The sequence below is a fragment of the Corynebacterium sp. HMSC064E08 genome (genome assembly GCF_001811805.1).
GTDB classification, from domain to species: Bacteria; Actinomycetota; Actinomycetes; order Mycobacteriales; family Mycobacteriaceae; genus Corynebacterium; species Corynebacterium jeikeium_D.
The window spans coordinates 12,658-33,656 of record NZ_KV806691.1 but is presented as its reverse complement, the minus strand read 5'-3'; the positions used below and the strand labels follow the sequence as shown (position 1 = coordinate 33,656).

Annotated in this window: 18 protein-coding genes; 8 read left to right on the top strand and 10 right to left on the bottom strand. The window is 59.9% G+C overall.

What is annotated here, in order from left to right:
• Positions 1-21: 21 nt before the first annotated feature.
• Positions 22-2,559 carry a hypothetical protein gene (locus HMPREF2820_RS00185; protein ID WP_070602273.1) on the bottom strand — a complete coding sequence of 846 codons (2,538 nt, stop codon included), beginning with the start codon at positions 2,557-2,559 and terminating at the stop codon, positions 22-24.
• A gap of 6 nt (positions 2,560-2,565) precedes the next feature.
• Positions 2,566-3,423 carry an NUDIX hydrolase gene (locus tag HMPREF2820_RS00180; RefSeq protein WP_210398690.1) on the bottom strand — a complete coding sequence of 286 codons (858 nt, stop codon included), beginning with the start codon at positions 3,421-3,423 and terminating at the stop codon, positions 2,566-2,568.
• Positions 3,424-3,583: 160 nt separating this feature from the next.
• On the opposite strand from HMPREF2820_RS00180, the gene HMPREF2820_RS00175 reads away from it, so the two are divergent.
• The 4 genes from HMPREF2820_RS00175 (at position 3,584) to HMPREF2820_RS00160 (ending at position 6,809) form a co-directional block, all read left to right on the top strand.
• Positions 3,584-5,026 (top strand): CCA tRNA nucleotidyltransferase, encoded by a 1,443-nt coding sequence (locus HMPREF2820_RS00175; RefSeq protein ID WP_070602160.1) that lies wholly within the window; start codon positions 3,584-3,586, stop codon positions 5,024-5,026.
• A complete protein-coding gene (locus tag HMPREF2820_RS00170) occupies positions 5,026-5,667 on the top strand; it encodes a YqgE/AlgH family protein (RefSeq protein ID WP_016421725.1) in 642 nt (213 codons plus the stop codon). Before HMPREF2820_RS00175 ends, HMPREF2820_RS00170 begins: the two co-directional genes overlap by 1 nt.
• Positions 5,668-5,778: 111 nt before the next feature.
• A complete protein-coding gene (locus HMPREF2820_RS00165) occupies positions 5,779-6,462 on the top strand; it encodes an AzlC family ABC transporter permease (protein ID WP_049193116.1) in 684 nt (227 codons plus the stop codon).
• A complete protein-coding gene (locus tag HMPREF2820_RS00160) occupies positions 6,459-6,809 on the top strand; it encodes a branched-chain amino acid transporter permease (RefSeq protein ID WP_016421723.1) in 351 nt (116 codons plus the stop codon). The genes HMPREF2820_RS00165 and HMPREF2820_RS00160 overlap by 4 nt, the downstream gene beginning before the upstream one ends.
• A 60-nt stretch (positions 6,810-6,869) precedes the next feature.
• Here the strand turns inward: HMPREF2820_RS00160 and HMPREF2820_RS10990 are convergent, their stop codons facing one another.
• The 4 genes from HMPREF2820_RS10990 to HMPREF2820_RS00140 form a co-directional block, all read right to left on the bottom strand.
• On the bottom strand, positions 6,870-7,784 hold the full coding sequence (locus tag HMPREF2820_RS10990) for a hypothetical protein (RefSeq protein WP_370545943.1): 915 nt from the start codon (positions 7,782-7,784) through the stop codon (positions 6,870-6,872).
• Between the two features lie 14 nt (positions 7,785-7,798).
• Positions 7,799-8,929, bottom strand: coding sequence for a DUF695 domain-containing protein (locus HMPREF2820_RS00150; protein ID WP_069358893.1), 1,131 nt, complete (start codon positions 8,927-8,929; stop codon positions 7,799-7,801).
• 108 nt (positions 8,930-9,037) lie between these two features.
• Positions 9,038-10,021 (bottom strand): bile acid:sodium symporter family protein, encoded by a 984-nt coding sequence (locus HMPREF2820_RS00145; RefSeq protein WP_070602157.1) that lies wholly within the window; start codon positions 10,019-10,021, stop codon positions 9,038-9,040.
• A 71-nt stretch (positions 10,022-10,092) separates the two neighbouring features.
• On the bottom strand, positions 10,093-10,704 hold the full coding sequence (locus HMPREF2820_RS00140) for an SdpI family protein (protein WP_070602155.1): 612 nt from the start codon (positions 10,702-10,704) through the stop codon (positions 10,093-10,095).
• A 60-nt stretch (positions 10,705-10,764) separates the two neighbouring features.
• Between HMPREF2820_RS00140 and leuS the strand changes: the two genes are divergently transcribed.
• Positions 10,765-13,683, top strand: coding sequence for a leucine--tRNA ligase (gene leuS, locus HMPREF2820_RS00135; RefSeq protein WP_048733159.1), 2,919 nt, complete (start codon positions 10,765-10,767; stop codon positions 13,681-13,683).
• A 155-nt stretch (positions 13,684-13,838) separates the two neighbouring features.
• On the opposite strand, the gene HMPREF2820_RS00130 is transcribed toward leuS, so the two are convergent.
• The 4 genes from HMPREF2820_RS00130 to HMPREF2820_RS00115 all read right to left on the bottom strand — a co-directional run bounded on the left by HMPREF2820_RS00130 (position 13,839) and on the right by HMPREF2820_RS00115 (position 17,490).
• The gene (locus HMPREF2820_RS00130) at positions 13,839-14,255 is read right to left on the bottom strand and encodes a hypothetical protein (protein ID WP_048733161.1); all 417 of its coding nucleotides are present in this window, start codon (positions 14,253-14,255) and stop codon (positions 13,839-13,841) included.
• A 43-nt stretch (positions 14,256-14,298) separates the two neighbouring features.
• Positions 14,299-15,231: a universal stress protein gene (locus tag HMPREF2820_RS00125; RefSeq protein WP_070602153.1), complete on the bottom strand. Its 933-nt coding sequence runs from the start codon at positions 15,229-15,231 to the stop codon at positions 14,299-14,301.
• 158 nt (positions 15,232-15,389) lie between these two features.
• The gene (locus tag HMPREF2820_RS00120; protein WP_016421708.1) at positions 15,390-15,881 is read right to left on the bottom strand and encodes a MarR family winged helix-turn-helix transcriptional regulator; all 492 of its coding nucleotides are present in this window, start codon (positions 15,879-15,881) and stop codon (positions 15,390-15,392) included.
• Between the two features lie 523 nt (positions 15,882-16,404).
• Positions 16,405-17,490: an inositol-3-phosphate synthase gene (locus HMPREF2820_RS00115; protein ID WP_070602151.1), complete on the bottom strand. Its 1,086-nt coding sequence runs from the start codon at positions 17,488-17,490 to the stop codon at positions 16,405-16,407.
• Positions 17,491-17,762: 272 nt separating this feature from the next.
• Here HMPREF2820_RS00115 and HMPREF2820_RS10770 point away from each other — a divergent pair, with 272 nt between their 5' ends.
• From HMPREF2820_RS10770 to HMPREF2820_RS00105, 3 genes are read left to right on the top strand one after another with little or no spacing between them, the layout of a single operon-like run.
• Complete coding sequence (locus tag HMPREF2820_RS10770; RefSeq protein WP_224433683.1) at positions 17,763-18,134, top strand: DUF5318 family protein; 372 nt, start codon at positions 17,763-17,765, stop codon at positions 18,132-18,134.
• An 11-nt stretch (positions 18,135-18,145) separates the two neighbouring features.
• Entirely contained in the window at positions 18,146-20,623 is a 2,478-nt protein-coding gene (locus HMPREF2820_RS00110; RefSeq protein ID WP_016421705.1) for a transglycosylase domain-containing protein, read from the top strand.
• Positions 20,624-20,815, top strand: a complete 192-nt coding sequence (locus HMPREF2820_RS00105) for a hypothetical protein (RefSeq protein WP_016421704.1) — start codon at positions 20,624-20,626, stop codon at positions 20,813-20,815.
• The last annotated feature ends 184 nt before the right edge of the window (positions 20,816-20,999 follow it).

The following is a 20,999-nucleotide window of genomic DNA, read 5'->3' as shown; positions in this document are numbered from 1 at the left end:
TATTGTTGCTTAAAAGGGGGTCTATTTCCGAAAGTACTGTGACCGTTTTGCGGCAAAAAACCCACCAACAGTGACGATGACGAGGGTCACGATAGCCAAAACCCCAACCGAAGCGCCCGATTGCACGGAAATACTCACTGATCGGGAAATGGGCGTGCCGCCAGGTGATTCGAGCCACAGCAACAGATTGTGGGAGTTGTCTCCACTATCCCGTGGCCGGTCTCCCTCTGGAGCATTGGTTGCCGGAGTGGATTCTGCATCATCACCCGACTTCGGAGTGAACTGAACAGTCACCGACCCCTTGGCGGGGATGGCGGCCTCATACTTCTCCTTCAACACCGAATCTCCAGCGCCGACGCGCACGAACGCGGGAACCGGCAGCGGCAGGCCATTGCGAGCCAGCACCGCAATCGGCGACAGCTGCGTTGCGCGGGTGTAGACACCGCCGGGAGCTACCAACGTCACTGAATTGCGCAGGCGTCGAGTCATAATCAGTGCCTGGTCGCTGAGTTCTTCGCTCCGCCGCTGCACGTCAGGTGACTGCAGCTGATTTCGCCGGCCGAGAGTTGTAAACGAGCGCAGCAAGTCGTGCCGCAGGGGGCGGGTGAATTCATACCGCGTCAGTGCGACATTGGGATCGTTGGACATGATTGTGGTCAGGTCCGTGATTTCGCGGGAGGCCAGTTGAGCCTTCTCCACGAGCGTCTCACTCACTGGCGCGGGATCGGCAAGTTCGTCAATTGGAGTAACCGAGCCCGCATCCAGGTCGTGAGCTGAAGCGGTGATGGAGTCCATCAGCGGAGTCAGCTCAGCCAGGTTATCGTCCACGGCTTTCCTGACCGCAGCCATGAAATCTTCAGCGTCGCTAGCGCGTGGATCCCAACCGGACGGCGGTGCTGCCACCACAGCCGCGCGAGGGTCATCCGAATCAGTCAGTGATTGGAACAGAGTGCCAATCGCTGTCTGCATCCGTGCAGCCTCGGAGTCGATTCGGAAATCGTAGCGTCCGAGCAGATTCGAATACGCCACAGTCTGGGGAGACCGCCCTGTTGCAGCCAGAGAGGTTGTCAGTGCCCCAGGGAGGGCGAAGGCGCGGCTACCGTCGGCAAGCACGCCACTGTGGCCGGGGCGCAGTGTCTGACCATCGGCGGTGACGGCGGTGTTGTCTGCGACTAACACGGTGGTGTCGTGCGCGGCTTCGGGTGGAGTGGGCGAGGGTGGCATCGCCTCGCCGGTATCGACGCGGTTTTCGAATGCGCGCTCCGGGGCGGTCCCGTTCAGGGCCGTCGCCGCCGAGTACAGCGGGGCGCTTTCCGACGTCACGTATCCCTCGGCCGGCAAATAGAGGCCCGGCAGTGCCTGAACGTCCAAATGCTTGGCGATAGTCTGCCGACCAGCGGCGAGTGCCTCCATCGAAAGCTCGTGATCGCCCACGCGAGCTACGGCGCTGGCATCGGTGCCGCCCCACGGCAGTGACAGTGTGCAGGTGTCCTGTGTGAGATCGTGCAGCCGATTGAGCCAGGCGGCGGCATTGTCACTGGCGGGCATATGCGTGAGATTGGTGTCATCCGCGTTTCCCCAGGAATCCCGCAGTCGCGGAGAGGACTCCACAGGACTTGGGCGGCTGGTGCCAATCCAGTATTCGCGGGTCATCCTGGAGATTGCGTCGAGGGTCTCCGGGTCGATGGCGATGCAGGTCGATTCCCGCAACCTCTGCCCATCCGGGCCGGCAAAGCCCTTTTCCAACGAGGTGAGCAAACCGTCGAGGCGGCCACCGCGTTCGAGAGACTCGGCCAAAGAATTGTCGGTGAGGATGAGATTCGGCGACGAGGGTGCGTCACCGGTCTCACCGCCGACCAGTGGCACTGGCTGGCTGATAGGCCAAATCAGCGAAAACGGCACTGGGTCGCGGCGGGTGGGCGCATCGGAATTGTCGGTCTCATCGTTGTCGTTCTCATCACCGGCAGGCGGTTCCGGCTCATCACCTGCGGCTTGCGGATCCGTCACCGGTAGCAGTGCGCGTGTTTCCGCCAGCAGGCGGTCGATGTCATCTGCCGGTTGCCCGTTAGCATTGATGAGCAGCGGAAACGTGCCAGCTTCCGTGATGTCGAGTCCTTCTGGGGACGGTGCGGAGATAGGAACACTTAGCGTAATTTCACGCGTCTCCCCCGCCTTCAGCTCGATGGGGGCACTGAAGGTCCCAGCCACATCAAACACCGATTCAGGCTCAGCGAGAATCGTCCGCGCATCTGCAGAGGAAGCCAGTGCGCCGGCCCGCTGTGGGCGCAGCGCAACATTGCTGATATCCGCATCGGAGGTGTTGTGCACCTGCACCTTGATGGTCAGCGTCGAATGTAGAGCCGCGACATGCGGAGTGAAGCTGGTTATCGAAAGCCGAAGGGGACCCTGTTCACCGACACGATTGGTGCCACTGCCCCACAACTGCTCATCTTGCGCAAAAGCTGGGGGCGCAACGGTCGTCGGCAAGCACAGTACGAGCGCTGCTGTGGCGGCCGTGACTTTACGAACAACATTCCTTGGCAACTGCAACCTGAACATGCGCAATCACCTCGGCGTCTGCCGGCCTGCTCGCTTTTCCGCGCGGGCGAGATCGGGCAGCAGATTGTGCGCGCGCCGGGCCAGTTTGCGTTCGTCAGCGTAGGCCAACCGTTCCACCAGGGTGTCTACAGGGACCCACATGACTTGGGTGACCTCGGGGTCTTCGTCGTTCAGATCGCCATCGACGTAGCGCAGAAGGTGATGGTGCACGGTCTTGTGAATCCGCGTGCCATCGGAGACAAACCAGTAGTCAATCACACCGAGCTCTTCGATGACCTCGCCGCGAATGCCCGTTTCTTCCCACACCTCACGTTCGGCGGTGGAATCGAAAGCTTCGCCGGGTTCGACATGGCCCTTAGGCATCGACCACAGCAGGCGCCCGCGACGATCGTGCCGACCAATCAGCGCGACATAAATCCGTGACAGGTTGACCTTGCCGCCATCTCCGACCGCCTCGGCAAGCCCCGAGACGACCAGTCCGCCCGCCGAAGTCTCAATCGAGGTCTGCATCGGCGCTGCATTTTGCGCGCGCGACGAGTGCGCACGGCGATTGTTTGTGCGCTTCGTCTGTGCGTGACGACGGCGATTGGTCCTATCCTGACCGTTCTTACGGCCACCGCGGTTGTTCGACTGCTTCGAGGGTCGTGCCGACTTCGGTGATTTGGAAGATTTCTTGGCGCCACCGGAGTTTGGCTTGGCCTTTTGGGGGCCATTGGCACCGGAGCCACTACGTTTCGCAGAATTTCCGCTGGTAGTAGCGTTGCTAGTGTTGGTGGACGAGGAAACGCCACCCCTTCTGCGCGGTCGCCGACGACGTCGACGGCTCTTCGCCGCCGAGTTGTCATTGCGTACCACGTTGTTCATTCCACTTAGACTACCGGGTTTATAGGTATAAGCGGGTATTGTGTCGGTCGTGACACAATCGACTCCTTCAACGACAAATGGTGACCAGCCCGGGGGGACTACACCTCACGGTGCTACTCCGGCGACTGCTGACGCAGACCCACAGGTGCGCAGGACGGCAATGCTGGCAGTGGCGGATCAGGCAATCGCCAAGGAGTCGGAGATCCTGGATTCGCTGGCAGCTGCGTTTAGTGCAGCTGGCCATCGCCTGTACCTCGTGGGCGGTTCTGTGCGCGATGCTCTCTTAGGGCGACTGGGCGTGGATCTCGATTTCACCACCGACGCGCGCCCGGAGGTGACACGCGCGATCCTCGATGACTGGGCGGACATTGTCTGGGATACCGGCATTGAATTCGGCACACTCTCCGCGGAACGGCATGGCCGTCAGGTGGAGATCACCACCTTCCGTGCGGATACGTATGACCAGGTCAGTCGCAATCCGGAGGTCACTTTCGGTGACACGCTGGAGGGCGACCTAATCCGCCGTGACTTCCGCTGTAACGCCATCGCCGTGGAGCTCCACGGTGACGGCACCCGCACCTTCCTTGACCCGCTCGGAGGTTTCGAGGGTCTTGTCGCGGGTGTGTTGGACACACCGGGGGCGCCGGAGATCAGCTTCGGCGACGACCCCCTGCGGATGCTGCGTGCCTGCCGCTTCGCATCCCAGCTCGGGTTCGACGTGGCACCGCGTGTGCTCAAGGCGTTGAAGGAAATGTCCAGCGAAATTGACCGCATCACGGTCGAGCGCATCTCCACCGAGCTGAACAAGCTCATCCTGGGTGCGGACCCAAGCCGAGGTATCGACCTGATGGTGGAATCGGGGTTGGCCGACCGCGTGCTGCCGGAGATCTCCGACATGCGCATGACGCAGGATGAACACCGCCAGCACAAGGATGTCTACCAACACTCTCTGCAGGTCATGCGGCAAGCTATTGACCAGGAAGAACCCGGTGAACCGGACCTCGTACTGCGCTGGGCGGCACTGCTGCACGACTGCGGCAAACCCGCTACCCGTGCCTACAACGAGCAGGGAAACGTCACCTTTTACCAGCACGAAGTGGTTGGTGCGAAGCTGGTGCGGCGCCGCCTTCGGAAACTGAAGTTCCCGAAGAAGACCAACCACGAAATCTCGCAGTTGGTCTACCTGCACATGCGCTTCCACGGCTACGGCGAAGGCAAGTGGACGGACTCGGCGGTGCGACGTTATGTCAACGACGCCGGAGATCTGTTGGAACGACTCAACAAAATCGTGCGGGCCGACTGTACGACGAGAAACCGTCGTAAAGCAGCACGCCTCGCACGAGCCTGCGACAGCCTGGAAGCGCGAATCAAGGAGCTCGCCGAGCAGGAGGACCTCGCACGCGTCCGCCCCGACCTGGATGGCAACGAAATCATGGAAATTCTGGACCTGAAGCCCGGCAAAGAAGTCGGACAGGCCTGGAATTACCTGAAAGAGCTGCGATTGGAGTCCGGTCCGCTGGAGCGTGAAGATGCTATCTTGGCGCTGAAGAAATGGTGGTACGAGCAGTCCGGTGAGCAGGCTGAAAGCGAAAGTGAGAGCTAATGGCATCGATTAATCCGGAAAATCTCTACGGCGACCGGCTTTTTACCAGCCTTGAGCGCAACGACCCGGCTGCCGGGATGCTGCTGCTCGCAGCACCCGGCATGCTCTCGCCGGAGTTTTCCCGCTCGGTGATTTTCCTTATTGAGCACGATGAACACGGCACCCTTGGTGTCGATCTCACGCAGCGTTCGCAGACGCCGGTGCACAATGTGCTCGAGCCTTGGGCGCCGCTGATGGCCAAGCCGCCGGTGCTCTACGTCGGGGGTCCGGTCAACCAGACACAGCCAATCTGCATTGGTGTGGTGCGAAATGGTGCCACCCTCCCAGAGGAGACCGACAGTATTACCGGTGCCCCGCTGATGGAACGCATCGCTCACAGGTTTGCGCTGGTCAACCTCGGTGCGGAGCCGGAGGGCGTACGCGACCGCATAGATGGCGCACGCATCTTCGCCGGTTACGCAGGCTGGGATCCGGGGCAGCTGGAAGACGAGCTCGAGCGCGGTGACTGGTACGTCGCCCCTGCCCTGCCCTCAGATGTACTCGCGCCTGCTGCCGCGGACATCTGGGGTGATTGCATGCGCCGTCAGCCCTGGCCGCTGCCACTGTATGGCACCTATCCCGTAGATGTACGTGACAACTAGATGAGTGAGCACATCAATACCGAAGGAAACAGGGCTGAAGGAAGTAGCGCCACAGGAAACAGCGACCGCAGCGACATAGCTGCCGGCATCCGGCAGACACTGCCTGTGGGCATGGGCCTCATTCCGCTGGGGCTCGCATTCGGCCTGCTTATTGCACAAACTGGCTTTAGCTGGTGGTGGGCACCCATCTTCTCCTTCGTGGTCTACGCGGGGTCGATGGAATTCCTCGCTGTTGGCCTGGTTATGGCGCATACGGGTCTGCTCGGCTGTGCTGTGACGTCCTTTATGGTCAACTTCCGCCACGTCTTCTATGGGCTGACGTTCCCACGCGACCGGATACAGTCTCGTCTCGGTCGCGCATACTCCACATACGCGCTTACCGACGAGTCGTATGCCATCGTCTCTGCGGCAAATGCGGACGAAAAGATGTCGGGCCACCGACTGCTGACGATTCAGATTCTCTGCCAGTTATTGTGGGTGGGCTCCGGTATTGTCGGGGCTCTAACCGGCGCAGCACTGCCCGAGGGTATCCGCGGTGCCGAGTTCGCACTGGTGGCGCTCTTTACGGTGCTGGCCATGGACGCGTTTGAGACTTCCAAGGATTGGTCACTGCCCCTGTCCGCTATCGTCTGCACGCTGGTGGGCTGGCTGATTAACCCGAACCAGATGCTGGTTATCGGACTGCTGATGTACTTCGGCCTGCTGCTGTTGCGCGTGTGGTCACCGCGGGTGGATCGGGTGATGCGCATGACGTCGGCAAGCAAGCCGCGTACGACGGAGGGAGAGCGAGCATGACTGCGTTGCCCGATTCCGGCTATGTGCTTGCCGCGCTCTTTGCGATGGGAGCGGTGACAGTTGCGCTGCGTGCGCTGCCGTTTGCGTTCGTGCGCACTCTGAAGGGGTCTCCCCTGTTCGAGTTCCTCGGCACGACCATGCCGGTTGGAGTCATGGTGGCGTTGGTTGCCTACACCGTCTTCGGGCGGCTAGGACTCAGCGGTGAGAGTGGCGACCCCGGCGCTGCCTGGGCCGTGCCCGTAGCACTGGTGGTCACCATTGGCCTGCACTGGTGGCGGCGTAACACCGTGATTTCGATTTTTGTAGGCACGGCGCTGTATATGGTCCTCGTGAACCTTGTCGCGTGAGGTGCGCTGTGTGGGCGCTGGGTGGGACGGTGCCAGCAGACCAGCGACTAGCGGCAGTGGCTAGAACTGCGACGGTACCTGACCAGTGAAGTCCGGTAGTCCCGGAATCTGGGGCAGCTGCGGAGTTTCCGGCAGATTCAGTAGTTCGCCGAGATTCGGGCTCTCGGGCAGGTTCGGGACGCTTGGGATGCCCGGCAGGCTCGGGCTGTCGGGCAGGCCAGGCAGCGATGGAGTGCCCAGCGTGCCGTCGAAGGCATTCTGAACATCGCTGGTGTGAGTTTCCTTCGTGCCGTAGGTGTTAGCAGCGACGCTGAAGTCAGGTCCAATGGATGCCGAGGCGTGAACGCTCTGGCGGTCATCGGACCAACCCCACTTTGTGCCAATAACACCCGGCAGCGTGGCGGTGCCGTAATCCTGACGGTAGCCATCCGCTGCCACAGGTGACGCGGTGCTCATAGCAACCAGCACCGGGTCAGAGGGGTTCTCGCGCTTCTTGGCCTCCAGGAACTTCACAGTGTCCGCGCTGGACGTAGTTGAATTTCCCCAGTGACCTGCATCGTGGGTGTTGCTGAGGCCGTATTCACGCGCAGTGGCGTTGATGGAATCCGGGTAACGGCCATAGAGCTCACTGGCGATATTGTCATCGGAGTAGCGAATCATCTCTGTGGCCTTCGCCTTGTCCGCTTCTGTGCCATGTTTGAAGACGTAGTCCGCAATGTAGAGCTTGACAATCGAAAGCCCCGGACGAGCTTCATTCTCGTTCGCCGTACCGTAGTGCGTGCCACTTGGGGTGTGGGTAAAGCTGATCTGGGTTCGCCCCGGAGCATCAATAGTGCCCTGCGGAGTCAGTTTTGGCTGCGGAGCCGCAGCGACGTTTCCAGCTGCCAGCGGAAGGCTGGTGACAGCGATGACACCGGTAAGACCCATGCGAATCGCGCGGGAAGGCCGTGGAGTAAGACGATGACGAGCGTTCATAACAAAAAACCAATCTACACGCGCAGGTGACCGACGCGCTGCCAAGCTGGATCGTAACCGGTATCGACGACATGCTCTCCCTCGGCCCACGTCTCCGCAACAGCTCGCAGACCCGCCTCCGCATCAGATGCCGGGTCAATAAAGAAGTGCATCAGAGCCATGCCATCGGATTGCTCAGTTGCGACAAAAATACCCTTGTCCTCAGCGATGGCTTCAGCGGCAGCGGTATTGAACTCGGAGAGGGATTCCTTCGATTCGTCCGTCGGCAAGCCCTTGTCGTCAATATTGCCGAGCATGAGCTGAATCAGCACATGCTGCGTCATAGTCGGGCTCACCAGCTGCGTAATCGGAGCGCGGGTGGCGACGACGAGTGGCTGGCCGTTGGCTTCGGCATCAATGGTGAGCCACTCCGGGCACTCTTCCGCGAGCTTCTCGACGACACCGCCCAGCTCCGGTAGCGGGATCGCACCTTCCGGCTCCTCGCCGGCGAAGGCAAAACCGCGTAGCCATAGGCCGAAGTCCTCCTCCCCCAGAGCCAGCTGCAGCAGCGTGAAACCGAGCTGAGCTACCAAGCGCTCACCGTCCTCCAACTGAGCAATTGCCGGGAACAGCGGGTGGAATAGGCGAACGTCCACTGCCCCATGACCACTGCTAACAGCCACGCGGGCGTCTGCCGGATCGACCTCGGCCGGAGCATCGGCCTCGAGCGCACCCTGTGCAACCAACGTGGCCGCGACATCCCCCAGCGACAGCTTCATCGCCGGATCCGCCTGACGGAGGTCGGTGAAAGACCACACCGCGCCGTCGTCAGGCGCGGCCTCCAGCCAACGGCGAGCGACCGGACGCAGCTCCGGATCGCCGGCAGCGCTAACAGTCAGAAGGTGGCGAGAATACGGAGCGCCAGCCTCAAACCCCCAGATGAGCCGGTCATTAATAGCGGCGATGCGGCCGCCGACCTCCTTCTGGACATCAATAATGTCCACATCGGCGGCGTTCGGGGCACCATCGATACCGAGCTGGACACTAAACATCGAGTCGAGCGCATCGGCGCCAAAAGAGTTCCACCACGACCAGAACTCGTTGATTGCGGTCTCTTCTGCGGCGCGCTGTTCCGGGGAGAACGGAGCCGGATTCTCGTTAGCCATGCTGAATCTCACACTTTCGTTTGCTCGTTTAAAGCCGAACCATATGTTGTGCGCCCCAGTATATGTGCCAAGCCGGATTCGCCCCTCGGGTCCATGCGCTAGACCGCGTTAAGCGGGTTGTGGCTCCGGCTCAGCTTCTGCTTCCTTGCCCCAGCGAGCGGCGTAGACCGCACAGATCATCAGCTGAATCTGGTGGAAAATCATCAGCGGCAAAATGTAGAGGCTGGCATCGGCACCGAAGATAACGGCAGCCATGGGCAGACCGGTGGCCAGGGACTTCTTCGAACCGCAGAACTGAATCGCAATGCGGTCCTTGCGGTCGAAGCCCATCTTATTTGCGACGAAACCGGACAGCCGCAAAACGAATTCCACCAGCACGACCGAAAGCACACACAGGATGACAATGTCCCCTGCCGGCACCTTCGACCAGATGCCCTGCACCATGCCCTCGGAGAAGGCTGCGTAAACGACCATTGCGATGGATAGGCGGTCAACGTTCTTAGTCGTCTTCGCGGCGGCAAACTTCAGGGTCCAACGGCGAGTGAGCTGGCCGATTGCGAACGGCAGCAGCAACTGCAGCGAAATATCCAAGAACACCGACGAATCCACATGAACGCCGCCACCAGTGGCCATCAACAGCATCACGAGCACCGGTGTGACGACGATGCCCAGCAGGTTAGAAGCCGAGGCACTGACGATGGCGCCGGCGACATTGCCCTTGGCGATGGACGTGAAGTTCACACTCGACTGCACCGTCGACGGTGCCAGCGTCATGTACAAAATGCCCAGGTAGAGGCCAGGAGAAAGAATCCAATCCAGGGGTTTCATCAGCAGGCCGAGGATTGGGAACAGCACGAATGTGAAAGCCAGAATGGTTATGTGCAGCCGCCAATGCTTAACACCGGCCAACGCATCCTGCGGGCTCAAACGCGCACCATAGAGGAAGAACAAGAAGCCAATGGCGATCTTTGTGGCCCAGCTGAAAACCTCAGCGGTAGTGCCGCTTGCAGGAAAAAAAATCGCCAGTATCGCTGCAGCAACGATACCGACGATGAGGGGATCTGGACGCCAACTCACAATTCGTTGCCACATGGACAAATAGCTTAGTGGGCAACCAGAAGTTGTCTTACTATTTTGCAGAAGCTTTTCTCCGCAATAATTTTTTACTTCTTCTGCTCAGCTGCCTTGCGCAGCGCATCCTTGTCCACAGGCTTGAAAGCGGCATTCGCGGATGAGCCCTTGTCCGTGCACAGTCCTTCCAGGCCACAGGAGCTGCAGCCACCGGAGACACCGCAGTCTGCTGCCGGGTTGTCGGAGCAGCAGGCATCATCAGCCGCAGTGTCGGCGGCATCAGTGGCGGCGGAGCCACAGCCACAGCCGCTGTCACCGTCACCGCACCCACAACCGGAGCCGGACTCCGCGGAGACCTTGGCGTCGTAAAGCGCGATGGTGTGCGAGCCGATAGCCGCACCAACGCCGAGCATGGCGATACCGGCGAGCAGAGCGACGGCGTACCACAGCCACATCCAACCAGAGGCCTCCGGGCGGATGGCGAGGAAGCCGAGCATGGCGGCGCCGAGGAAAGCGACAGCGGACACAGCCCACGGCGGGCCGGCAACGCGGTGCGTAATATCCCAGTTTTCCTGGGACTTTCGAGCCTCAGGCGCACGAATTCCAATCCAGTTATTACCCGGCAGCTTCGCCGACCATGCCAAACCAGCGACAACGGCTATGCAAACAGCCAGAACCAGGGTAATTACAGGGATGACAATCATGCTTCCAATTTATATAGGTGGTTGAGCACGTGCCAAACGCACCTATTAGACTGTGAGACCATGACCAACAGCGAAAAGTCCTCGTCCTCGGCAGAAGCCACCGACTACCGCTACTCCCCCGAGCTGGCGACTCAGCTAGAGGGAAAGTGGCAGGCGTATTGGAAAGATAACGGCACCTTCTACGCCCCCAACCCGGTGGGCGATTTGGCAGCTGCCGACGGCTCGACTCCGCCGAAGGACAAGCTTTTCGTCCAGGACATGTTCCCGTACCCGTCCGGTGTCGGTCTGCACGTAGGCCACCCGCTGGGATACATCGCCACCGACGTCTTCGCGCGCTTCCACCGCATGCAGGGCGCAAACGTGCTGCACACCCTGGGCTACGACGCCTTCGGTCTGCCGGCGGAGCAGTTCGCAATCCAGACCGGTACGCACCCGCGCGTGACGACGGAAACGAATATCGCCAACATGGAGCGACAGCTGGGCCGCCTGGGACTTGGCCATGACCGCCGCCGTGTTTTCGCGACCACTGACCAGGACTACTACAAGTGGACGCAGTGGATTTTCCTGCAGATTTACAACGCCTGGTTCGATGAGGATCAGAAGAAGGCCCGTCGCATCGATGAGCTGATTCCGCTGCTGGAGTCGGGCGAGATGGCTACCAAGGACGGTCGCGTCTACGCTGAGCTCAGCGAGACCGAGCAGCGCGAAGCAGTCGACGAATTCCGTCTGGTTTACCAGTCGAATTCGATGGTCAACTGGTGTCCGGGCCTCGGCACTGTGCTGTCCAACGAAGAAGTGACCGCCGAGGGCCGTTCGGAGCGCGGTAACTTCCCGGTGTTCCGCAAGCGGCTGGGCCAGTGGATGATGCGCATCACCGCATACGCTGACCGCCTGGTCGACGACCTGGAGCTGCTGGACTGGCCGGACAAGGTCAAGTCCATGCAGCGCAACTGGATCGGCCGCTCCCGCGGTGCCGAGGTCGACTTCACAGCCGAGGTCGGCCCGAAGGTCTCCACCAAGATCAGGGTCTTCACCACTCGTCCGGACACTCTCTTCGGAGCCTCTTACATGGTGCTCGCTCCTGAGCACGAGCTGGTGGATCAGCTGGTTGAAGCCGGCAGCGGTTCCTACGAGGGCGTGGATGAGCGCTGGACCTTCGGCAAGGAAACCCCAGCCGAGGCCGTCGCCGCTTACCGCGCCGCAATTGCCTCCAAGTCCGACCTGGAACGCCAGGAGAACAAGGAAAAGACCGGTGTCTTCCTGGGCGCTTACGCCACCAACCCGGTGAGCGGTGAGCAGGTGCCGGTATTCATTTCCGACTACGTCCTGATTGGCTACGGCACCGGTGCCATCATGGCTGTCCCGGCCCACGATGAGCGCGACTACGAGTTCGCCACTGCCTTCGGTCTGCCAATCCGCGAGGTCGTCGCAGGTGGTGACATTGCAAAGGAGGCGTACGTCGGTAACGGTACGTGCGTGAACTCCGCCAATGATTCCGGCCTGGACATCAATGGCCTGGACAAGGACACCGCCATCGCCACCGTCATTGAGTGGTTGGAGAAGGAAGGTGCGGGTCACGAGAAGGTCCAGTACAAGCTGCGCGACTGGCTATTCGCCCGCCAGCGCTACTGGGGCGAGCCCTTCCCCATCGTCTACGACGAGGACGGTCACGCCCACGCGCTGCCCGAGTCCATGCTTCCGGTCGAGCTGCCAGAGGTCGAGGACTACAAGCCGGTCACCTTCGACCCGGACGACGCCGACACCGAGCCAAAGGCTCCACTGGACAAGGCCACTGACTGGGTCAATGTCGAGCTCGATCTCGGCGATGGCAAGAAGAAGTACCGCCGTGACACCAACGTCATGCCGAACTGGGCAGGTTCCTCCTGGTACCAGCTGCGCTACATCGACCCGAACAACGCTGAGGAGTTCGTTGACCTGGAAAACGAGCGCTACTGGACCGGCCCTCGCCCGGAGACTCACGGTAAGGACGACCCAGGCGGCGTCGACCTCTACGTCGGTGGCGTCGAGCACGCAGTGCTGCACCTGCTCTACTCCCGCTTCTGGCACAAGGTCCTCTTCGACCTCGGCTACGTGACCTCCAAGGAGCCGTACCGCCGTCTGTTCAACCAGGGCTACATCCAGGCTTACGCATACACCGATGCCCGTGGTGTCTACCAGCCGGCGGATCAGGTTGTTGAGCGCGATGGTAAGTTCCTCATCCCAGGCGGTGCCGAAGACGGCTCTGACCTGGAGGTCTTCCAGGAGTACGGCAAGATGGGCAAGTCCCTGAAGAACGCCGTCTCCCCCGACGAGGTCTGCGACAACTACGGCGCCGACACCCTGCGCGTCTACGAGATGGCCATGGGTCCGCTGGACACCTCCCGCCCGTGGGCGACGAAGGATCTGGTCGGCTCGCAGCGCTTCCTCCAGCGCGCTTGGCGCCTGGTGGTCAATGAGGACTCCGGTGAGCTCGCCGTCACGGACGCAGCGCTTTCCGACGACGACCTCAAGGCGCTCAACCGCACCGTGGAAGGGGTTACCTCTGACTACGCAGAGCTGCGTGACAACACGGCCGTCGCAAAGCTCATTGAGTACGTCAACTACCTGACTAAGACCTACGGTTCGACCGGTGCCCCGCGCGCCGCCGTGGAACCGCTGGCCCTCATGCTTGGCCCTGTGGCACCGCACATCGCGGAGGAACTGTGGAGCCGTCTCGGCCACACCGAGTCCCTGGCACACGGTCCGTGGCCGGCAGTTGACGAAAAGTGGCTGGTCGACGACACCGTTGAGCTGCCAGTTCAGATCAACGGCAAGGTTCGCGCTCGCATTGACGTGGCTACCGATGCTTCCCGCGAGGACATCGAGGCCGCCGCGCGTGCCGACGAAAAGGTTGTCGCAGCTGTGGAGAACGCCGGTGGCAATATCGTGAAGGTCATTGTCGTTCCGGGCAAGATGGTCAATCTAGTTGTGAAGAAGTAGCCGGGAGGCTAATGCCTACAAGAAAGTGTCTGGGTTTATGACAGTTTGAGGCCTAAAATCGACTCAAATCTGTCATAAACCCAGACACTTTCTCGCTTGAGACTTTCTCGCAAAAACCTCAAGAGGGTGGCTCCGAGGCTGGCCGCCTCTTACCCCTACTTAACGCCCAGAATCAGGACACCGAATGTGGAGAGCATCCACATCAAAGTGAAGGGCATGAGCACCCAGCACATAGCGAGCCACGCGCGCCAGTTGCGGAAGTTCTTCCACTCCACGTAGGTCTGCCAGAAGCCCAAAAGGCAGCCGACCAGGGAGATTACGCCCGGGACAACGGGGAAAAGGATCTCCCAAGTGCGGGAGCAGAGGAAGCTGGACTTACCCGCATCACAGGTGGGGCCACCGACAATGGCGCCGGCGATGCCAATAATGAGGCCCGCGAGCAGCGTCGTAAGAATCACACCCGCGGTGTAGATGTAGGCACGCTTTCCGGAATACATCTTGCGCTCAAGCTCGTCGAAGATTTCATCCTCATTGCGCTCTGGTGTACTGCGCTTCGGTGAATTATCCACCATCTGCTCCCCTCGCCTCTAAATGCCGTCTGATGTGCCTGCCATACTAGGCCGGAGTAATCAGCATTGGCACCGGGCTGTGGCGAACGATGTGGTTAGTCGACGAGCCGATGAAAATTCGCCCGAATGGGCCAAGAGTAGACGAACCCAAAACGAGCAAGTCTCCCTTTTTCCACTTGATGGACTGAATGGCCTCTTCCCAACCGTTGCCGGACGCCACTTCCGCATCAACGGAAAGGTCTGGGTAACGGGTATGCGCGCGGTCCATACCGCGGTCGAGCAGGCCCATAGCCTGCTCGCGCCACTCAATCATCAGGTCAGAGGAGGGGCCGTAGCCGTTCTCCGTCGGGTACATGGTCGCACCACGCGGCGTAAACGAGACCAAACGCAGGGGAACTTCCCAGCGATATGCCAGGTCAGCAGCCTTATTCAATGCATGGTGGGACTGCGGGGTGTCAATGTAGCAAATGCTGACACGGGTCACACCGTGCTTAGAAAGCTTCGCGCCGGGGATAGCCAATCCCAGCGGGATTGGCGAGTAATGCAGCAGCGCATCCGAGGTCGATCCCGCAGTAAAGCGACTGCGGTTCTTGGCGGCCCAGTCCTTGGTATTGCTTCGGCGCGTGCCAAGCAAAACCACATCGGCTTCGAATTCTTCGGCTTCGTTGCAGATAGTTGTGGATTCGCTGGAGGATTCGATGATCCGCACGGCATCGTCGTCAAGCATGCCCTTGCGCAGGCCAGCGAGCTTTAGCTCATCCTTGATGATTTTTTCAAGAGACTCGGTTTCGTGGGAAACCCAGGAGTCATTGGTGCTCAACCGAGCCAGTGAGGTCAGCGGCCAGCCACGCGACAGTGCGCTGACAACGCGAATCTGCACCTTCGTGGTGCGAGCTAACCAAGCGGCGTAAGCAAGCGTTTCGGTGCCGTACTCGCCTGGACGCCACGCAATCATGATACGAAGCGGGCGGGAAGCCATCGCTAATCCTCCTGTGATTACTCAGAAATATCCAAGTGGTGCTTCTGGGTAATAGCCTACGTGGATAGGCGGGCATATTTAAAACGGCACCGAGGAAGTGTAAAAGCTATGTATCCTGCCTGTGGGCTTAAAGAGGGCAGGGCTAGCTGGAAAAGAGACTAGACGCTTGGGTTTGTCTTTGGGTGCTCCGGGTAGTTTTCGAGGATCTTGGACAGAATCGTCTCAAGACCAGCGCCAAACTCCAGCTCTTCCTGGGTCAGCGTGCTGAACATCTCAGCCATCTGCTGATTGCGCTCTTCAGAAACACGGTGCAGCTCTTCACGGCCACGGTCGGTCAGTTCAACGCGGACGCCACGACGGTCTTTGCTGTCGCGGACGCGCTCCACCATGCCGGCGACCTCCAAGTGGTGCACGGCGTTGGAGGCGGTGGGCATGCGGATGGCCTCGGCCTCAGCCAACTGGCTGATACGGCAGGCGCCCAGTGCCTCCAGGGTCATCATGATGGACAGCTGCGCGCGGCTGAGCTGGGACTCCGAGGAGCGGCGGCTGTAGAGCAGCTCAGCGCGAGTCAGGAGAGGGCGAATGCGCTTAGCGAGCGACAGAGGAGTAACGGCATCAGGATTGCCAATCGAGCCCGAAGATAATGTCATAGCGACGATGTTATATGCGAACAGTGCTAGTTGCCAATACGAAATTTATTTGGGGTGCTATTTATTTTTCTACAACTGGTGATTTCGGCGATGAAATCACCAGGAATTTTCCACCAAACATCTAAAACCCCAGTACAAAACATTAAACCTATCTGCGTATAAGGTTTTTCGGTGCTGGCAGAAACCCCCTAAAGTGTCACTTCTTCTGTACTTAGAACGTTGGGTTGGAGGTAGCCATACGGCTACTTTCGCGAATGCTTTTGGCTTGTGATATGTCTCGCAGATTCATCCTCGCGGGTGTATTGCTGTCTGCTTTACGACGACTGCAGCGCACGCATCCATGGCGGGGACGAGATGGGCGCAGCAGCGAGTAGGGCGAGGAGGAAGAGAAGAGCGTGGGAGGGCGCGGGGAGGCTAGAGAAGCACAAAAGCGCCAGCGGCTACCGCATGGGTAACCGGCTGACGCTTTTCAAGGAACATGCTCTCGGAGCTGCTCGCTTGTACTTTTGAGTGCTTGTACCTTTTAGTCTTCGCCCTTGATGAATGCTTCGAGCTGTGCTCGCGCAACATCGTCGGCAAGCTGCTTCGGCGGGGACTTCATCAGGTAGGAAGAAGCGGCGTAAACCGGGCCGCCGATACCGCGATCCTTGGCGATCTTGGCAGCGCGAACAGCATCGATGATGATGCCAGCGGAGTTCGGGGAGTCCCAGACCTCGAGCTTGTACTCAAGGTTCAGCGGCACCTCGCCGAAGGCCTTGCCCTCGAGTCGGACGTAGGCCCACTTGCGGTCATCCAGCCAGTCCACCCAGTCGGACGGGCCGATGTGGACGTTGCGGTCATCGATCTTGCCGGCCAGCGGACCGGTGAGATTGGAGGTGACAGCCTGGGTCTTGGAGATCTTCTTGGACTCGAGGCGGTCGCGCTCGAGCATGTTCTTGAAGTCCATGTTGCCGCCGACGTTGAGCTGCAGGGTGCGCTCGAGGCGAACACCGCGGTCCTCAAATAGCTTGGCCATGACGCGGTGGGTGATGGTTGCGCCGACCTGGCTCTTGATGTCGTCGCCGACAATCGGAACCCCTGCGTCTTCGAACTTCTTGGCCCACTCAGGGTCGGAAGCGATGAAGACCGGCAGGGCATTGACGAAGGCTACACCAGCGTCAATGGCGCACTGTGCGTAGAACTTGTCGGCCTGCTCGGAACCGACCGGCAGGTAGGAGACCAGGACATCGACCTTGGCATCCTTCAGCGCCTGAACAACGTCGACCGGTTCAGCCGGGGATTCGTCGATGGTGTCCGCGTAGTACTTGCCAACGCCATCCAGGGTCGGGCCGCGCTGAACCTCAACGCCGAGAGTCGGGACATCGGCAATCTTGATGGTGCAGTTCTCGGAGGAAACAATGGCCTCGGAGAGGTCCTTGCCGACCTTCTTGTCGTCAACATCGAAAGCTGCGACGAACTCGACATCGGAGACGTGGTAGTCGCCGAAGACGACGTGCATGAGGCCAGGAATGGTCTCATCGGGCTTTGCACCGCGGTAGAACTCGACACCCTGCACCAGGGAGGAGGCGCAGTTGCCGACGCCGACGATAGCGACGCGAATTGAACTCATTTGGTAATTCTCCTTGAAACTATGTGCTCGGAGGCTTTGACCTCGCGCCGGGAACTCACACCGGGAACTCGCATCAGGACCTAGCATCAGGACCCCGCGCCAGGGCCTTACGCCAGCGGTGCGGCCGTGAGTGGGTGCACGCATTGAGGTAACGAGCGTGACGTTATACCTTTATGCGTTTTTTGCCGATGCCCGAACCGTGAGGGGGCATGTGTTTACCGATAAAGCGGGGGTGAAATCAGCCCGCACGCGCCTGCTAATCTGTCTTCGTGATGACATGGCAGGGCGAGATCGATCACTCCTTGCTCAAGAAGCAGTTATTGGAGCAGTGGCGTGCAGGGGAGATTTCACGGAAATCACTCTGTGATGCCGATGCTCGGCTGGTCGCTGCCGCGCGTTTTCACGGCAGAAAGCCCCAGGAAGAGTGCCCAGTATGTCGCAAATTCGACCTCCGACTCGTATTCTGGGTGTTCGGAGAAAACTTGGGCCGTCGTTCCGGCTCTGCTTGTACTGAAAACGAATTATCCGCAATAGTTAATGAATATGGTTCGTGCACCGTCAAAGAAGTTGAGGTGTGCCCCGACTGCAAGTGGAGTTTCCTGACCCGGACACTTCAGGCAGCTCGAGAAGAGTCAGAAAACTAGGGAGAGCACCCGTGAGCAATGATCGACCCGATAGCCCAGGCGGTCCTAACAGCCCTCACGAGGGCCAGGGTTCTAATTCATCAGGCGAGTGGTGGGATCAGCCGGATGCTGATTCCTTCAATACGCACGCACGCTCCGATGACGCATCGCTTGACGACGATTCCAGCGACAGCATTGATGCTGTTTCGGTCGGTGGCAGTGACGAGGGTCTGGCTACCGATTCAGAGATGACGTCGGCAAGCGAGCCGGACCCGGAGAAGGGGCAGTACGCCCCAGATGACCATGAACCAGATGACCATGAAGAGGAAAGCTCGATGGCGCAAGAAGAACAGCCGACTGATAATAAGCGGCGAATTTTAGCGTGGCTCGGTCTAGCCGTGGCGCTGGTCGTGCTGTTGCCGGTAGTTGTGTTCGGTGTTGCTTATGCGACAACGGACGTGCCGGAGCCAGAGGAGTTGGCCAATAGCCAGATTGCGGTGATTTATGACCGTTCTGGTGAAAAGGAAATCACGCGCATCGTCCCCGAGGGCGGTAACCGAAGCAACATCACTATCGACAAGGTGCCGGATGCTGTACGCAATGCAGTGCTGGCAGCTGAGGATCGTGATTTCTATACCAACCCGGGTTTTTCCTTGACTGGTTATGCCCGTGCGGCTCTGGGAGTCGTGACTGGTAATTCCAGTGCCGGTGGCGGCTCGACCATTACGCAGCAGTACGTCAAGAATGCTGTGGTGGGCAATGAGCGCACGCTGACCCGTAAGGCCAAGGAACTGGTCATGTCGGCGAAGATGGCGCGGGAGTGGACTAAGGACGAAATCCTTGAGGCCTACCTCAACACGATTTACTTTGGTCGTAACGCATACGGTATCGCGGCAGCGTCGAAGGCCTACTTCGGTAAGGAAGTCGGTGAGCTGAATGCCGAAGAGGGTGCCGTGCTGGCAGCCTCGATTCAGCGTCCATCCGCACTGGATCCGTGGACTAACCGCCCGGAGGCTGAGCAGCGTTGGAACTACGTCCTCGATGGCCTGGTGGAGATGAACATCGTCTCGCCGCAGGACCGCGCGGGAATGCAGTACCCGGAGACCATCGATCCGGCGTTGGCGCCGAAGCAGGCTCCGGAGCCCGGCCCGGCTGCCATGATTAAGAATCAGGTTCTGGCTGAGTTGGAGCGCGAAGGTATCTCCGAGCAGGAGGTCAACACTGGCGGTCTACGCATTACGACGACCATTGACCCGACGGTGCAGCAGGCTGCCCTGGATGCGATGGAAAACTACGTCGATCAGTCAACGGGTTTGCGTGCCGCCATCGTTTCGGTGGAGCCGAAGACAGGTGCTGTCCGCGCTTACTACGGTGGCGACGATCCGACTGGTTGGGACTACGCGAACAGCGGTCTGCAGACCGGCTCTACTTTCAAGATTTTTGCGCTGGCAGCAGCGCTCGATCAGGGCATTCCACTGACCGCGCAGTACTCTTCGGCACCTGTGCAGTCCGGTAACGTCACTCTGCACAACGACGGCGGTGCCGGCGGTGGCGTGCTTCCGCTTTATGAGTCCCTGAAGCAGTCGCTGAACACCCCGTTTATTCGCCTGCAGCGCGACCTGAAGAATGGTCCGGATGACACCGCCAAAATGGCTCATCGTCTGGGCGTGGCTGAGTCCATCCCGGGTATTGAAAAGACTCTGATGGACGACAACGGTCACTCGCAGGACGGTATCGCCCTGGGTCAGTACCTCTCACGTCCGCTGGATATGGCCGTTGGTCTGGCTACCCTGACTAACGATGGCGTCTATCAGCAGACTCACTTCGTAGAGAAGGTCGAAAACTCCAAGGGCGAGATTGTTTACGAGTCCAACGCTGACAAGGGCGACCGTCGAGTTTCCAAGGCAGTGGCCACCAATATGATATCGGCCATGGAGCCTATTGCCGGTTACAGCAACAAGCCCTTGAGTGGTGGTCGCCCGTCGGCCGCCAAGACCGGTACTACGCAGTTGGGTGACACCGGCCAGAACAAGGATGCGTGGATGATCGGTTCGACACCGCAGCTGTCGACTGCAGTGTGGGTTGGCAACGTCGATGGTTCGGCGCTCTACAACTCCTATGGTGGCATCATGTACGGCTCGCAAACCCCGGGCGATCTGTGGAAGTACACCATGGATAACGCACTGTCTAACGAGGACTTTGAGTACTTCACCAAGCCGGAGCCAATCGGTGGTGTCGCAGGTGCGCCGCAGTACCAGGCGCCGTCGACCTCTGACTCTGGCTATGACCAGGGCTATGCCCCGGAGACCACAGAAGAGGAGTCGGCCGAGGAGTCGACCTCTGAGTCCTCCGAGGAGCAGCCTGCACCGCTTCCGGTTCCGGGTGGCGATGGCGGAGGCGGTGGCGGCGGAATCGCTGACCTACTGCCCATCCCGATTCCGGGAGGCGGTGGTTTCGGCGGTGGCAATGAAGGCGGCGGAGACCCCGGTAACCCTGGAGGTGGACAGTAAGTGGACACGTGGGTGATTTTCACCATCGTCTGCGTCGCGATTGGCTTCCTGATGTTCGGCACGGCCTTTTGGGGCTTCATGCAGAAGTGGAAACCGGCAATCATTTGGGCTCTGTGCCTGGCAGCTTTCCTATTCGCGACAGTCATTCCGGTGATTATTGCGTTGGCACATGCTTCCTCGACATCAATGTAGGACGCAGGCCAGGTAGTCAGTTGCTAGAGCGTTAACTGCCCACCAAGCACGCGACAACTTCACAATTCAAAGAGGCGCACGCAGTAGCTCTGTGTGCGTCTCTTTCTATTCGGCGCCCTGACACCGCTTGCCAGTACTGCTTGCCGATGGCGCCTGCGATTAGGACATATACCTCTGCCTGCGG